This window comes from Shinella granuli (assembly GCF_004341885.1).
GTDB classification, from domain to species: domain Bacteria; phylum Pseudomonadota; class Alphaproteobacteria; order Rhizobiales; family Rhizobiaceae; genus Shinella; species Shinella granuli.
This window is the reverse complement of record NZ_SLVX01000021.1, coordinates 72,763-87,964: the sequence shown is the minus strand read 5'-3', so window position 1 is coordinate 87,964 and position 15,202 is coordinate 72,763. Positions and strand designations below refer to the sequence as shown.

Here is a 15,202-nt window from a genome sequence, read left to right as displayed (position 1 = left end):
GATGAGCGGCGCACAGGAAGCCGCTCTGGCGGTGCAGAAACAGGATATCCGCTCCCGCTGGCTGCTCAGCGCGCCGGCCCTGCTCATCATCTTCTTTGCGGCGGTCGGCCCGCTGCTCGTGATGCTGCTCTACTCCTTCATGGCGAAGGGCGATTACGGCGACGTCAGGTTCGGGGAGTTCTCGCTCGACGGCTGGGTCTCGGTCTTCTTCCAGCGCGACATATTCGACGACACGCTCGGCCTTGCGGATGCGCATCTGTCGATCATTTGGCGCTCGCTCCAACTGTCGTTCTTCACGACGCTCCTCACCCTGATCCTCGGTTTTCCGACCGCCTATTTCATCGCGACGCGGCCGCCGCACAGCCGCGAGATCTGGGTTTTCCTCGTCACGATCCCGTTCTGGACCAACCTCCTGATCCGCACCTTCGCCATGCAGCAGGTCATCCGCAACGAGGGCCTCCTGAACAATGCCCTGATCTGGCTCGGCGTGATCGAAAGGCCCCTGCAGATCATGTATACGGACACGGCCAACCTGCTCGGCATGACCTATGTCTACCTGCCGCTCATGGTGCTGCCGCTCTATGCCTCGATCGAGAAGCTCGATTTCCGGCTGGTGGAGGCGGGATACGATCTCTATGCGAGCCGCCTGCAGGTCCTGCGCCGTATCGTGATCCCGCTTGTCAAACCCGGTATCATCGCCGGCTCCATCCTCGTCTTCATCCCGTCGCTCGGCGCCTATGTCATTCCGCGCGTGCTTGGCGGCGGCAAGAACATGATGCTCGGCAACCTCATCGAGATGCAGTTCGGGTCGGGCCGCAACTGGCCGCTCGGCGCCGCCATGTCGATCACCCTGATGGCCCTGGTGATGGTCGCGCTGATCTTCTACGTGCGCAATGCCTCGCGTGGAGGTTCGAGCCATGTTTAAGTCGCATTTCGACATCCGCTCGCAACCCGGCTTCGGGCTCATCACCCTCTTCACCTTCTTCGCGCTCTACCTGCCGATCGCCGCGCTGGTCATCTACTCCTTCAACGGGGCGGAATCCCTGTCGCGCTGGGATGGGTTCTCCGCGCGCTGGTTCGTTGCGGCCTGGCAGAACGCGGCCGTCCAGGATGCGGCCATCCGGTCGCTGGTCATCGCGATCTGGGCGGCCTTCCTCGCCACGATCGCCGCCACCATGGCGGCCCTTGCGACGACACGCACGACGCCCTATCGCGGCCTCACCTTCAAATATGCGCTGATCAACCAGCCGCTCATGGTGCCGGAGATCGTCACGGCCGTGGCACTGCTCATCGTCTTCTCGCGCATCAAGGTCTGGACCGGCTATTCGGGCCTCGGTTACCTGGTCGTCGCGCACACGGCCTTCTGCATTCCCTTCGCCTACCTGCCCATCCGCGCCCGGCTGGAGAGCATGGACCTGACGCTGGAGCGGGCGGCGGCCGATCTCTACGCCACGCGCTGGCAGACCTTCCGGCACGTGACCCTGCCCCTGCTGCGTCCGGCGGTCATCGCCGGCTTCATGCTGGCTTTCGTCATCTCGCTGGATGACGTGGTCATCACGGAATTCGTGAAATCCGGCGGACAGGACACCCTGCCGACCTATATGCTGGGACAGCTCCGGCGCGAGACGACACCCGAGATCAATGCCATCGCAACGGTCTTCCTGGCGCTTTCGACGGCGCTCGTCGTGGTCTTCTTCTTCATCAACCGGAAAAAACAGTAATCATCTCGACGAACAACGACAGAGAGGAACAGAGAATGAAAACGAAATGGATGACGACGACAGCAACGGCGGCGATTGCCATGCTGTTTGCGGCGAATGCCGCTTCGGCGGCCGGCCAGCTCAACATCTACAACTGGGGCGACTACACCAATCCGGAATTGATCAAGAAGTTCGAGGAGAAGTTCGACGTCAAGGTCACGGTCACCGACTACGATTCGAACGACACGGCGCTCGCCAAGGTCCGCGCCGGCGGCCACGGCTTCGATGTCGTCGTGCCCTCGGCGAACTACGTGCAGATCTGGATCAAGGAAGGCCTGCTGCAGGAAGCCCGGCCGGACCAGATGGAGAACTTCAAGAATGTCGACGAGCGCTGGGTCGACGTGCCGTGGGATCCGGGCCGCCACTACACCGTTCCGTGGCAGTGGGGCCTGACCGGCATCGGTGTCAACACCTCGGTCTACAAGGGCGACATCAACACCTCGGCGATCTTCCTCGATCCGCCGGAGGAACTGGCCGGCAAGATCAACGTCGCGCCGGAGATGAACGACGTCCTCTTTGCCACCATCAAGTATTTCGGCGGTGACTGGTGCACGACGGACAAGGACGTCTTGCGCAAGGTTCGCGACAAGCTCGTCGAAGCGAAGACGAAATGGCTCGCCATGGACTACAGCGTGACCGAGAAGCTGCCGGCCGGCGACTATGCCGCCGTCTACTACTGGAACGGCGCCATCATGCGCTCGCGCATCAAGAATGCGGACATCAAGTTCGGCTACCCGAAGGAGGGCTTCCCCTACTTCATGGACAGCGTCGCGCTCCTCAAGGACGCAAAGAACACCGAGAACGCCAAGCTGTTCATGAACTTCATCATGGAGCCGGAGAATGCGGCCCTGATCTCCGCCTTCGCCAAGTATTCCAACGGCGTCAAGGGATCGGAGCAGTTCCTGCCGGCCGACATGCAGGATGCGCCGGAACTGGTCGTGCCGGCTGAATTCCAGCCCGCGGGCGAGTTCCTCGCAAGCTGCGAACCCGACGTACAGCAGCTCTATACCAGGATCTGGACCGAACTGCAGAAGTAAGCGGCAAGGCCGCAAGGAAACGAGGACGGCCGTACGCGGGAGGGCCTGGCGCCTTCCCGCGCTTCGGTTGGATATGCCATGATCAAGACGTTCAAGGACAGGCACGGTTTTGCACGTGCGGATATCACGCTCGCCAACTGGCGCACCGCGCCCTATAGCCGCTGGACCTTCCAGAATGTCCGCGATCTCGTGCCGACGGCGGTGATCGCGGCCGAGGTGCCGGCCGCCGAAGTGCCGCTCGCCAGCGACGCCTTTCTCGATGCGGCGATGGAGACCGGCCTTGCAGGCGCCGCGAGCGCCCGCGCCTTCCTCGACTTTGCCCATACGGACGCCTTCGTGATGATGCGCCGGGGCGAGATCGTCGCGGAATATTATGCCCCGCATGCCGACCCGGATGCGCCGCATCTCGTCTTTTCCATCTCGAAGTCGCTGACGGCCGTCGTCTCCGGCATCCTGGAGGCCGAGGGGCTGATCGATCCCGACCGCCCGGTGACGGATTATCTGCCGGAGGCCAAGGGCAGCGTCTACGGCGACTGCACCTATCGCGACGTGCTCGACATGCGCGTCAGCCTCGATTTCGAGGAAGCCTATCTCGACCCGCACGGCGCCTTCGCGCGCTATCGCCGCGCCATGCTGTGGAACCCGCCGGAACCGGACATCGCGCCGGAGACGCTCGCCTCTTTCCTCGTCACCCTGCAGAAGGCCGAGCGGCCGCATGGCGGGCCGTTCTACTATGCCTCGCCGAATGCCGACCTGCTCGGCGTCGTTATCGAGCGCGTCACGGGCGCGCGTTTTTCCGACCTCGCCTCCGATCTGCTCTGGAAGCCGATGGGCGCGAAGGGCAATGCCGATATCACGGTGGACGCGATCGGCACGCCGCGCACCGCGGGCGGCGTTTCCATGACGGCGCGTGACCTTGCCCGCCTCGGCGAACTGCTGCGGAACCACGGCGTGCGCAACGGCCGGCAGATCGTGCCGGAAGGCTGGATCCGCGACATGCAGGAGAACGGCGACCGGGAAGCCTGGCGAGAGGGCCGCAATGTCGACCTGCCGAACGGGCGCTACCGCAGCCAATGGTACCAGTCGGGCGAGGCCGACGGCGCCTTCTGCGCGATCGGCATCCATGGCCAGTGGCTCTATGTCGATCCGAGCACCGAGACCGTCATCGTCAAGCTCTCCTCCCAGCCGGAACCGCTGGGCGACGAGGAGAACCAGGACGTTTTCTCCTTCTTCCGGGCGCTCTGCCGCCGGGCAATCTGAACGCAACTCGAGGACACGCCATGCAGACGGAAGCGAGCTTCATCATCCGCAACGCGCGGGTGCTGACGATGGACGCGGCGAACCCGCGGGCGAACGCGGTTGCCATTGCCGGAAACCGAATCCTGGCCGTCGGCTCGGAAGCCGAGATAGACGCCTTTTCCGGACCCGACACCCATGTGATCGATGCTCGCGGCGGCACGGTGCTGCCCGGCTTCAACGAAGCGCATATGCACATCTTCGGCGGTTCGGCCGAGCTCAGCGAACTGTCGCTGGCCGGCGTCAAGGGGTTTGACGCGCTGGAGAAGGCGGTGAAGGCCTATGCGGCCGAATATCCGGAGCGCCGGCTCCTCATCGCGCAGCAGGCCGATTACACGATCCTGTCCGACGACGAGCGCATGACGCGCCATCATCTCGACCGCATCCTGCCGGATCGGGCGCTCCTGATCGTCGCGCCCGACCACCACACGGCCTGGGCCAACACGACGGCCCTCACGATGGGCGGCATCCTGGAGGGCCGGGATGTCGGCGTCGGCAACGAGATCGTCATGGGCGAGGACGGCCTTGCGAGCGGGGAACTGCGCGAGAGCAACGCCATCCGCCCGGTTTCCGCCTTCGGCGAGACCGGCGGGCGCGAAATGCTCGGCGTCGGCACCGGCGGCGACCCGGAGCATGTGACGGCGGAAGAGCGCGCGGGCGACATCGAGGTCATCAAGCGGGGCCTTGCCTATGTCGCCTCGCTCGGCATCACCTCGCTGCAGAACATGGACGGCAGCCTCTACCAGCTCGAAATGCTCGACGAGATCGAGCGCACGGTGGGCCTGCCGGTGCGCGTGCGCATGCCCTTCCACATGAAGAACTTCATGCCGCTCTCGGACCTCGAGACGAAGGCCGCCGCCTGGCGCGAGCGCTTCGACACGGATCGCCTGCGCTGCGATTTCGTCAAGCTCTTCATGGACGGCGTCACGGAATCGGGCACCGCCGTCTTCATCGACGACTATGCGCACCAGCCGGGCTGGAAGGGCGAGCCGCTGTTCTCGCAGGAGCATTTCGACAGCATCGCCATCGCCGCCGACAGGCTCGGCCTGCCGGTCGCGGTCCACGCCATCGGCGACGGCGCCGTGCGCATGGTGCTGAACGGCTACCAGGCCGCCATCAAGGCGAATGGCAAGCGCGACAGCCGCAACCGCATCGAGCATATCGAGGTCGTGCATCCCGACGATATTCCCCGCTTCAGGGAACTGGGCACCGTCGCCTCGATGCAGCCGACCCATCCGCCGGGCAGCGCCGGCCTGCCGGTCGAGCCCTACCTCTCCTATATCGGCGAAGACCGCTGGCCCTATGCCTTCGCCTGGCGCACGCTGGTCGATGCCGGGGCTGAGATCGTCTTTGCGACGGACTGGCCGGTCTCCCCGCTCGATCCGATGCACTGCATCCAATGCGCGATGACGCGCGGCTCGTGGAAGGAGGGCCTGAAGGACGAGCGGCTTTCGCTCGCCGAGACGCTGGCCGCCTATACGAAGAACGGCGCCTGGGTCGAGTTCATGGAAGACCGCAAGGGCATGCTGAAGCCGGGTTATCTCGCGGATATCGTCGTGCTGTCCGGCAATGTCGAGGCCGCGGACCATGCGAACCTCGCCGCGATCCGGCCCATCACCACCATGTGCGACGGGCGCATCACCTATCAGGCCTGAAGGTGGTCGGGCCGAGGCCGCGATAAGGGCAACAGAGCGACCCACGCGGCGGAATTTCCGCCCGTGGCTTTGTCAAAGAGCATTCGGACGGGGCGCTGGAGGCTGCCTCGACTGAATGTTTGTATGCGGCACCGTCCAGCGCCCCGTTCGGCGGTTTTTGCCCGCGACTTCGGCCTCTCTGCGATGGCGGGGTGCGTGGGAACGGTGGCGCGCCCTTCCGAAGAAAGGGTCATGCACGCCCTCAGGATTCACGGTGCCGCAGCCATGACTGCCGGTCGGCACCGTCTTCCACTGCGCCGCACGAACCGGGTCCGAACCCTCGGACGCCGCACGATGCAGCCGCCATGTTGTGTGCCACACAGGCACGCCCGGCGACGTGATCGGGGCAAAACGGCGGTCCGGTCCGACGCCCCGCCATTTCCCCCGTTTCGCCGGAGGGAGACCATTTTCCGCGCGCCCGGTGCGTCAAGGTTTGCGTCGCCCCCTCACGCCCCGCGCCGACCCCGCCTCGCCGCAACGCCTTGCGGTGTATCCGCGGCGGGATGGGGGATTGTAGGCATGGATTGAGCGGGCGGGGAAAATGGGGGGGTGTGTTTTTTGGTGGCGAGGGTGTGCCGTGGGGCGTGGGTCCTCGGGTCAAGCCCGAGGATGACGGAGGGGAGGAGAGGTTGCCAGCCCCTTGGCCGGTGCGGCACGCGGGCCCCTCTCTTTGTCTGACGCCCTCTCTTCTGTCGTCATCCTCGGGCTTGACCCGAGGATCCATAATCGCCGACATTTCCCGCATGACGGGATATGTCTATATCGTCACCAACCACAAGAACGGTACGCTCTATATCGGCGTGACGGCCGATCTCGAACGGCGCATTCATGAGCACCGGGAGAAGATCACGCCTGGATTCTCCTCGAAGCATGATTGCGTTCGCCTGGTCTGGTATGAAGAGCATGACAGCATCGGCACGGCCATCCAGCGCGAGAAATCGCTGAAACGCTGGTATTGGCAGTGGAAAGTCGAATTGATCGAGGCGATGAATCCGGATTGGCGGGATTTGTATCTGGAATTTTGGTGAGGGCGTGCCGTGGGGCGTGGGTCCTCGGGGCAAGCCCGAGGATCCATTCGGACACCGTCAGCCCTGCCGGGCGAGATCCACGAGATAGGTGTTCTCCGACCGCGACTTCGCATAGTCTTCGGGGCGGATTTCCGCGAAGAGCAGGGTTTCACCCTCTGCCGCCGCCTCGGCGAGCAGCTTGCCGTCGGGGGCTGCGATGCGCGACAGGCCGGCATAGGTGAAGTGGTCGTCGGCGCCGCAATGGTTGACATAGGCGACGAAGACCTGGTTCTCGAAGGCGCGCACCTGGATCATGTGGTTGGCGATGAAGGTGCCGGACGCGCCCTTCGGCAGCGCCGTGGGCACGATGACGAGATCGGCGCCGGCAAGCGCCAGGCGCCGGACATTCTCCGGGAACTCCACGTCGTAGCAGATCAGCATGCCGAGCCGGATGCCGCCGATTTCCACCATGATGGAGGCGGGCGCGGCGGCGCGGAAGGCGGCGCGTTCGTAGTCGCCGTAAAGATGGGACTTGCGATAGACGGCATTGGTGCCGATGCCGTCGGTGAACAGCGCGCTGTTATAGACATGCGCGCCTTCCCGCTCGGCAAAACCCGCGACGATGGCAAGCGTGTTGTCCCGCGCAATGGCGCCGAGCCGCGCGGCCACGTCTCCCGTGGCGGGTGAAGCGAGCCGGCCGAAGGCCGCCTCCCCTGCCCCATAGCCGGGAACGGCAAGCTCCGGCACGACGAGCAGCTTGGCGCCGCCCGATGCCGCATCCGCGGCCGCGGAGGCGATGCGCTCGATATTGGCCTCGCCGTCGCCGGCAATGGCGTGCATCTGGAGGGCGGCGATCCGCATGCGAGCTCCTGTCTGGTTTTGCGCCGTTCCGCTCGGCTATAGTACACCGTCGCCGGGCCGGCTGCTAATCCCGCGACGACATGGCGCCGAGCAGCTTCGGCAGGTCGCCGAAGCGGGCGACGAGGCCGAAGATGGTGGCGGCGATCGCGACGAAGAGGATCGTGACCGAGGCCATGGTCGGCGTGTAGCCATAGCGCAGGGCGTTGAAGATCTTGATGGGCAGCGTCTCCATCGTGAAGCCGACCGTCATGTAGGCCACGATATATTCGTTGAGCGACAGGACGAAGGCAAACGCATAGCCGGAGACCAGATAGGGCAGGATCAGCGGCAGGACCACCGTGCGGAAGATCGTGCGATCGTCGGCACCCATCGTCGCGGCCGCTTCCACAAGCGAGCGGTCGATGGAGGAGAAGCCGAGCGACAGCGTCACCAGCGGCAGCGTCACGAAGAAGATCGCATGGCTGATCACCGCGGTCGCCGGCTGGCCGTAGAAGCCGGTCGTTGCCCAGAAGGTGAGCAGGCCGAGCGCCGTGATGACCGGCGGCAGCGTGAAGGGCGCGACGCCGAGCAGTTGGAAGATGTTCGCCCAGGGGGCATGGCGCCGCCAGAGGAACCAGGCGAGCGGCAGGGCGATGAGAAGCGCCACCGCCGCCGAGAGGGCGGCCAGCGTGATCGAGGCGAAGAGCGCGTTGCGCCACTCGGCATTGGTGAAGATCTCGCCGTACCAGCCGAGCGAAAAGCCCTGCGGCGGGAAGGCGAGCGTCTGCTTCTCGTTGACCGAGACGCCGGCCACGACGATGATCGGCAGCGACAGGAAGAGGCCGACAAGGCCGAAATAGACCTTCTGCAGCAGCGCGTTCATGCGGCTTCTCCCTTGCGGCCGGCATAGACCGTGAGTGCGACGAGGCCGAGCGTGACGAGCACCAGGAACACGGCCATGGCGGCGGCGAACGGCATGTTGGACTGGTAGATCGCCTGGTCGGTGATGAGCACCGAGAGCGTCCAGTGCTGCGGCCGGCCGAGGATCTGCGGCAGCAGGTAGGAGCCGAGCGCGAAGATGAAGACCATGATCAGCGTGGCGACGATGGTGTTCCTGAGCGCCGGCACGACGACGGTGAAGAAGGCCTTGACCGGCGAGGCGCCGAGCGTGCGCGCGGCCTCCGTCAGGGTCGGGTCGAGCCGCACGAGGGCGGGATAGAGCACCAGCACCGTATAGGGCAGCGCCTGGTAGACCATGGCGGTCAGCACCGCGCCGAAGCTCGGATTGAGTGCCACCGCCTCGTTCATGATGCCGACCATCACGAGGAGGTTGGTGATGCCGGCGGTGCGCGAGAACAGCGTCGACCAGGCAAAGCCGATGATGACTTCCGACAGCGAGAGGATGGAGAGCAGCGCCACCAGCCAGAGCACCTGGGTCTTCCGCTTGGCGCGCGAGAGGAGGTAGGTGAAGGGCACGGCGAGCACGACGCAGCAGATGGCGACCGCGACGGCGAGGAACAGCGAGAAGCCGAGCACCTTGCCGAAGAACAGGCTCAGGAACCGGGCATAGTTGTCGAAGACGAAATCGGGCGAATAGAAGCCCGCCGGATCACGGCGGAAGAAGGAGACGGCGATCATCGTCGCGAAGGGCACGACGAAGAAGACGATCAGCATGCCCGCGGGGAAGAACAGCGGGCCGTAGTCGGCGAGTTTTTGCGGAGGCTCGCGTCTCATGACTTCAGCACCACGCAATCATCAGGGTTGAGCTGGAGGCCGACGGTCTGGCCGACGGCGACATCGGGCCGCGCATTCGGCATGGAGACGGCGACGACCTGCTTGCCGGCGGCTTCCACGAAGGTCTCGATCGTGCCGCCGAGATCGCGCACGAAGGTGACGGTGCCGGATATCGGCGCATTGCCGGGCGCGGTGAGGTGCACGTCTTCCGGGCGCACCGACAGGATGCCGGACTTGAGGCCTGCCGGAATGGCGAGGCCCGGCATCGAGGCGCCGAGCACGCTGGCGCCGGTCCCGTCTGCGGAAAAATCGATGAGGTTGGTCATGCCGATGAAATCGGCGACGAAGGTATCGGCCGGGCGGCGGTAGATCTCCACCGGCGGGGCGGCCTGGCGGATCTCGCCGCCGTTCATCACGACGACCGTGTCGGCCATGGTCATGGCCTCGCGCTGGTCGTGGGTGACGACGATGGTGGTGATGCCGAGACGCTGCTGGAGTTGGCGCAGCTCCACCTGCATGGCCTCGCGCAGCTTGGCGTCGAGCGCGGAGAGCGGTTCGTCAAGCAGGAAGAGTTTCGGCGAGATGGCGAGCGCGCGGGCGATCGCGACGCGCTGGCGCTGGCCGCCGGAGAGCTTTGCGACCGGGCGGTCGGCGTAGCCCGCAAGATGGATCATCGCGAGCAGCTCGTCGACGCGCTTCTTTTGTTCTTCCTTGCTCGCGCCGCGGATGCGCAGCGAATAGGCGATGTTCTCGCCGACCGTCAGGTGCGGGAAAAGCGCCAGCGACTGGAAGACCATGCCGAGATCGCGCTTGTGGGTGGGGACATTGGTGATGTCCTTGCCGTCGAGCCTGATCGCGCCGCTCGTCGGAAGGTCGAGGCCGGCGACCATGCGCATCAAGGTCGTCTTGCCGCAGCCGGAAGGACCGAGGAGGCAGACGAAGGTGCCGTGCGGCACGGTCAGCTCGACATTCCTGACGGCGGTGAAGGTGCCGAACTGCTTGACGATATTCTGGAGGGTCAATCCGGACATTGGGGCTCCGCTCGGCTTACGGTTTGGGGCCGGCCGGCTGATGTTCCAGCCGGCCGGTCGAATGGTGGACGACGCGGCTCAGCCGGCGATCATCTCCGTCCACTTCTGGTTCAGCCAGTCGGCCTTGGACGTGTAGAGGTCGTAGCGCGGGATGATCGGCTCGATGTCCGAGGAAACCGCGGCGAACTCCTCGGCCGTCAGGTCGAGAAGGTCGCGCTTGACGGTCGGGGCGGTGCCGACCTTGCGCGACAGCAGCGACTGGATCTGCGGCTGGCACATGTAGTTGATGAAGGTATGGGCTTCCTCGACCTTTTCCGAGGCGCGCGACAACGCCCAGCAGCCGGAATCCATGATGCCGCCTTCCTGCGGGAAGGTGGAACGGACCGGCTGGCCATCGGCGGCGGCAAGGCCCGTCACGTCGTGGTAATACTGGCCCATCGGGATTTCGCCCGACTTCAGCGACTGCTCGAACTGCGCCTCGTCGCGATACCACAGGCGCACGTTCGGCTTGACTTCGGCGAGCTTCTCGAAGGCCTTGACGAGGCCTTCCTCGGTGTCGAGCGCGTTGGTGCCGCCGAAATGGGTCTTGGCCGTCACTTCGAGCAGGAAGGAGTTGGAGACGAGTGCGAGCAGGCCGAGCTTGTCGGCGTTGGCCGGATCCCACAGCGCATTCCAGGAGGTCGGGGCTTCCTTGTAGACGTCCGTGTTGGTGACGAGCGTGATGTACCAGGCGACGGCGCCGATGCCGGCGATGCGGCCATCCGGATACTTGTTGACGAAATGGTCGATGAGGTTCGTCGCGTTCGGGATCTTGGCCGTGTCGAGGGCGGCCCAGAGCTCGGTCGACTGGCCCTTCAGCATGGCGACCTGCGACATCATCGAGACGTCGGCCGGCGCCTGGCCGGCCTTGGCGGCCTGTTCGAGCTGCACGAGCCAGGCCTCGCCGGTCGGCTCGGCGACCGACTCGATGGCGATGCCCGTCTCCTTGGTGAAATCGGCAAAGATGTTCTTGTCGAAGGAATCCTTGAAGTAGCCGCCATAGACGCCGACCTTCAGCGACTTGTCCTGGGCGCGCAGCACGGCCGGCATGGCCAGCAGCGAGGCACCGGCGACGCCGGCGCCCAGCACCGCGCGGCGGCTGACATTGGTCTTGAGGATGTCACGCATCGTCATCTTTCTCCTGTTAGACCAGCCGATCGATCCGGCCGGTGCGTTCCCGTTGTTGCTATTGTATGTCAGGCGGTCCGGGCCACGGAAGGGCTGAAAACCATCAGGCTCAGAATTTCGAACAGCACCTGCGCGCCGGCATGGGCGGTGTTGGTCGTCGCGTCGTATTGCGGGGCGACCTCCACGACGTCGCCGCCGACGAGGTTGATGCCCTTGAGGCCGCGGACCAGCTCCAGCACCTCGCGGCTCGTCAGGCCGCCGATCTCCGGCGTGCCCGTGCCGGGCGCAAAGCTCGGGTCGAGGCTGTCGATGTCGAAGGACAGATAGGTCGGCCCGTCGCCGACGATCGCCTTCGCCTTCTCGATGATGGCCGGGATGCCGAGGCCGCTCACCTCTTCGGCGTGGATGACGGTCATGCCGGACTCGTAGGAGAACTCCCAGAGATATTCCGACGAGCCGCGGATGCCGATCTGGATCGTGCGGGTCGGGTCGAGCACGCCGTCGAGCACGGCGTTGCGGAACGGACCGCCATGGTGGAACTTCGTCTGATCGAAGGCGCCGCCGGTATCGCAATGGGCGTCGATATGGATCATGCCGACCGGCTCTTTCTTGCCGAGGGCCTTCATGATCGGATGGGTGATCGAGTGGTCACCGCCGACGGCGAGCGGGATCACCCCGGCATCGACGATCTGGTTGAAGCGCTTCTCGATGTCGTCATGGCTGAGTTCCAGGCGGTAGCGGCTCTGGAAGGGCACGTCGCCGATATCGGCCACGCGCAGCTCCTGCACCGGGGCGCAGTCGAGCACGTGGTTGTAGGGGCCGATGCGCTCGATGGTGCGCATGGCGCGCGGCCCGAAGCGCGAGCCGGGGCGGTTGGTGACGCCGAGATCCATCGGCACGCCGGTGATGGCGACCTGGAGGTTGCCGAAATCCGGGTTTTCTGCATCGACCGGCATGTAGGGCGCGGAAAGGAAGGTCGGCACCCCGGCATAGGGGGCAAGGCGCGAGCCGCTCTTGGTGAAGATCTTGTCGGCGACCTTGCGGAAGGCGGGGTCGAACAGTTCGCCGCCGTGGCTCGCGCCGTATTTCGCCTTGAGTTCGTCGAGTTTGCTGTCGCCCATCGTCTCTACCTCACCTTTCGGAAATGCGGGCAGACCGGGGACCGGAGCAGAAGCGAGCCAAGTGAAGTTCCCCCGGGGCTTTGCCCTCGTTCTTCACAGTATCGTAATAAAACGGCTGGAAAAGCAATTGACATTGTTATAGCGGTTTGCGTGAGAAAAACTCACATATTGGAACCGCCCTCCATGGCCTCGCGCCTGCCGCCGCTCAATCCGCTTCGCGCCTTCGAGGCGACCGCCCGCCGGGGCGCGGTTTCGGCTGCCGCGCGGGAGCTGAACGTCACCCATGGCGCGGTCAGTCACCAGATCCGGGCGCTGGAGGAATCGCTGGGCACGGCGCTTTTCGAGCGCGGCGGCAAGCGGCTGAAGCTGACGCCGCAGGGCGCGCTGCTGCTGCCGGCCGTCACCAATGCCTTCGGCGAGATCGCCGCCGCGACAGCCTTGATGAAGCAGCCGGAGACCCGCGGCGACCTCACCGTCACCTGCGTGCCAGCCCTCTTGTCGCTCTGGCTCATCCCGCGCCTCAACACCTTCACCGACCAGTTTCCCGGCGTGCGCGTCACGCTGATCGCCTCCAACGATCCGGACAATCTGCGGTCGCTCGACACGGATGTCAGCGTGCTCTACGGCGACGGCAACTGGCCGGACTGCTGGACGCGGCTCTGGTCGCATCTCAAGCTCTTTCCGGTCGCCAGCCCCACGCTGCTCAACAGCCGGCCGCTGCGCTCGGTGCGCGATCTTTCCGACCACACGCTGTTCCACGGCGACGACGGGCGCGAATGGAACACCTGGCTGGCGGCCGCCGATGCGATCGACGTGGTGCGCGGGCGCCAGCATTTCATGAGCGATGCCCGCCTTTCCACCGAGGCGGCGCTGCATGGCCAGGGCGTCGCCCTCGGCGACACGATCACCGCCAGCCATCTCATCGCCCGCGGCGAACTGGTCGTGCCCTTCGACCTGACGGTGCCGGCGAACGACGCCTTTTACGTCGCCTGCCGGCAATCGGTGCGCCAGGCGCCGATCGCCAAGGTGTTCATCGACTGGCTCTTCGCCTCGCTCGAAGAGAGCCTGCCCGAGCCGCAGACCTCCGCCCGCATGATTTTGCGCAGCCGCAGCGGCCGGACGGGGGAAAACCACCACTCGGCCGCAATCCCGGCCAAGCGCCGCACGCCCTCCAACCCCCAGCGCAAAACCCGCGCCTGACCGCCACGGAAATGACCATGCCCCGCTTCAATCCGCTCGTCGAAACCCTCGCCGCCCCGCCGATCCCCTCCGTCTTCGCCTGGGGCAATGCCTATGACGGCCGCAGCGGCCCGATGATCGACCTGTCGCAGGCCGTGCCCGGCTATCCGCCGCATCCCGACATGCTGCGCCTGCTCGGCGAATATGCCGCCTCGCGTGCCTATACCGGCTACGGCCCGATCGAGGGCGAGGACAGCCTGCGCACGGCCTATGGGCAGCATGTGGCGGAAACCTACGGCGCGGCGATCGCGGCCGGCAACGTCCACATCACGTCCGGCTGCAACCAGGCCTTCATCTGCGCCGCCATGGCGATCGCCGGGGCCGGCGATGCGGTGCTGATGACCGATCCCTACTATTTCAACCAGGAAACGACGCTCGCCATGCTGGGCATCAAGACCCGGTTTGCCGCCTGCGACCCCGCCAACGGGTTCCTGCCGGATGTCGAGGCGCTGGCTTCCGCCATCACGCCGGACGTGCGCGCCGTTGCGCTCGTCTCGCCGAACAACCCGACCGGCGCCGTCTATCCGGCGGACCTGCTGGCGAGGATCTACGACCTCTGCGCCGCCCGCGGCATCTGGCTCATCCTCGACGAGACCTATCGCGACTTCCTGCCGTTGGGCGCCGGCCGGCCGCACGACCTGTTCGGCCGGCCGGGCTGGGAGGACACGCTGATCGGCCTCTACAGCTTCTCGAAATCCTTCTGCATTCCCGGCCATCGCCTCGGCGCGATCACGGCGGGTGCCGGCGTGGTCGAGCAGGTGGCGAAGATCATGGACAACCTGCAGATCTGCCCGCCGCGCTCCGCCCAGGCCGCCGTCGCCACGGCCCTGCCGCTCCTGGCCGGCTGGCGCGAGGAGAACCGCCGGGAGATCGCCCGGCGGGTGGACGCGCTGCTTGCGACCATGGCCGGCGCCCCGGCCTGGCGTGTCGGCGCGGTCGGCGCCTACTTCGCCTTCATCGGCCACCCCTTCGGCGAAACGCCCTCCGCGCGGGTCGCCGAAAAGCTGGCCAAGGAGGCGGGCATCCTCTGCCTGCCCGGCAGCTATTTCGGCGCACGGCAGGAAGGATATCTCCGTTTCGCCTTCGCCAATGCCGATGTGGCGACGATCGGGCTGCTGCAGGACCGCCTTAACCGATTCGCCCTGGATTGAAGGGGCGTCTACATTTTTGGTTGAGTAATGGAGTGTTCATATAAACCCCAGGCGTCGATGGGCGCCTGGAATTCGGCAAAACCATTCCTCGCCTCATGATTGCGTGAGAAAAATGCCGCAATCAC

General features: G+C 65.5%; 14 protein-coding genes. 8 read left to right on the top strand and 6 right to left on the bottom strand.

All coding sequences use genetic code 11. From position 1 onward, the window contains the following. Nucleotide 1 precedes the first annotated feature (1 nt). The 6 genes from EV665_RS24870 (at nt 2) to EV665_RS24845 (ending at nt 6,815) form a co-directional block, all read left to right on the top strand. Complete coding sequence (locus EV665_RS24870; RefSeq protein WP_133036102.1) at nt 2-925, top strand: ABC transporter permease; 924 nt, start codon at nt 2-4, stop codon at nt 923-925. Then, on the top strand, nt 918-1,721 hold the full coding sequence (locus EV665_RS24865; protein ID WP_064333225.1) for an ABC transporter permease: 804 nt from the start codon (nt 918-920) through the stop codon (nt 1,719-1,721). The genes EV665_RS24870 and EV665_RS24865 overlap by 8 nt, the downstream gene beginning before the upstream one ends. Before the next feature lie 35 nt (nt 1,722-1,756). Then, nucleotides 1,757-2,797: an ABC transporter substrate-binding protein gene (locus EV665_RS24860; protein ID WP_064333304.1), complete on the top strand. Its 1,041-nt coding sequence runs from the start codon at nt 1,757-1,759 to the stop codon at nt 2,795-2,797. 78 nt (nt 2,798-2,875) lie between these two features. Then, a complete protein-coding gene (locus EV665_RS24855) occupies nt 2,876-4,057 on the top strand; it encodes a serine hydrolase domain-containing protein (protein ID WP_133036101.1) in 1,182 nt (393 codons plus the stop codon). A 20-nt stretch (nt 4,058-4,077) separates the two neighbouring features. Beyond that, complete coding sequence (locus EV665_RS24850; RefSeq protein WP_133036100.1) at nt 4,078-5,748, top strand: amidohydrolase; 1,671 nt, start codon at nt 4,078-4,080, stop codon at nt 5,746-5,748. A gap of 782 nt (nt 5,749-6,530) precedes the next feature. Next, a complete protein-coding gene (locus EV665_RS24845) occupies nt 6,531-6,815 on the top strand; it encodes a GIY-YIG nuclease family protein (RefSeq protein ID WP_133036099.1) in 285 nt (94 codons plus the stop codon). A gap of 57 nt (nt 6,816-6,872) precedes the next feature. Here the strand turns inward: EV665_RS24845 and EV665_RS24840 are convergent, their stop codons facing one another. The 6 genes from EV665_RS24840 to speB all read right to left on the bottom strand — a co-directional run bounded on the left by EV665_RS24840 (nt 6,873) and on the right by speB (nt 12,687). Continuing rightward, nucleotides 6,873-7,655: a carbon-nitrogen hydrolase family protein gene (locus EV665_RS24840; protein WP_133036098.1), complete on the bottom strand. Its 783-nt coding sequence runs from the start codon at nt 7,653-7,655 to the stop codon at nt 6,873-6,875. A 64-nt stretch (nt 7,656-7,719) separates the two neighbouring features. Then, nucleotides 7,720-8,517: an ABC transporter permease gene (locus EV665_RS24835; RefSeq protein WP_064333230.1), complete on the bottom strand. Its 798-nt coding sequence runs from the start codon at nt 8,515-8,517 to the stop codon at nt 7,720-7,722. Continuing rightward, nucleotides 8,514-9,368, bottom strand: a complete 855-nt coding sequence (locus EV665_RS24830; protein ID WP_133036097.1) for an ABC transporter permease — start codon at nt 9,366-9,368, stop codon at nt 8,514-8,516. Before EV665_RS24830 ends, EV665_RS24835 begins: the two co-directional genes overlap by 4 nt. Then, on the bottom strand, nt 9,365-10,399 hold the full coding sequence (locus EV665_RS24825; RefSeq protein WP_133036096.1) for an ABC transporter ATP-binding protein: 1,035 nt from the start codon (nt 10,397-10,399) through the stop codon (nt 9,365-9,367). The genes EV665_RS24830 and EV665_RS24825 overlap by 4 nt, the downstream gene beginning before the upstream one ends. A 78-nt stretch (nt 10,400-10,477) precedes the next feature. Next, the gene (locus EV665_RS24820) at nt 10,478-11,566 is read right to left on the bottom strand and encodes an ABC transporter substrate-binding protein (protein ID WP_064333305.1); all 1,089 of its coding nucleotides are present in this window, start codon (nt 11,564-11,566) and stop codon (nt 10,478-10,480) included. A gap of 68 nt (nt 11,567-11,634) precedes the next feature. Continuing rightward, nucleotides 11,635-12,687 (bottom strand): agmatinase, encoded by a 1,053-nt coding sequence (gene speB, locus EV665_RS24815; protein WP_133036095.1) that lies wholly within the window; start codon nt 12,685-12,687, stop codon nt 11,635-11,637. Nucleotides 12,688-12,870: 183 nt separating this feature from the next. Between speB and EV665_RS24810 the strand changes: the two genes are divergently transcribed. Then, complete coding sequence (locus EV665_RS24810; RefSeq protein ID WP_064333234.1) at nt 12,871-13,887, top strand: LysR substrate-binding domain-containing protein; 1,017 nt, start codon at nt 12,871-12,873, stop codon at nt 13,885-13,887. A 17-nt stretch (nt 13,888-13,904) separates the two neighbouring features. Further along, nucleotides 13,905-15,077 carry an aminotransferase gene (locus tag EV665_RS24805; protein WP_133036094.1) on the top strand — a complete coding sequence of 391 codons (1,173 nt, stop codon included), beginning with the start codon at nt 13,905-13,907 and terminating at the stop codon, nt 15,075-15,077. The last annotated feature ends 125 nt before the right edge of the window (nt 15,078-15,202 follow it).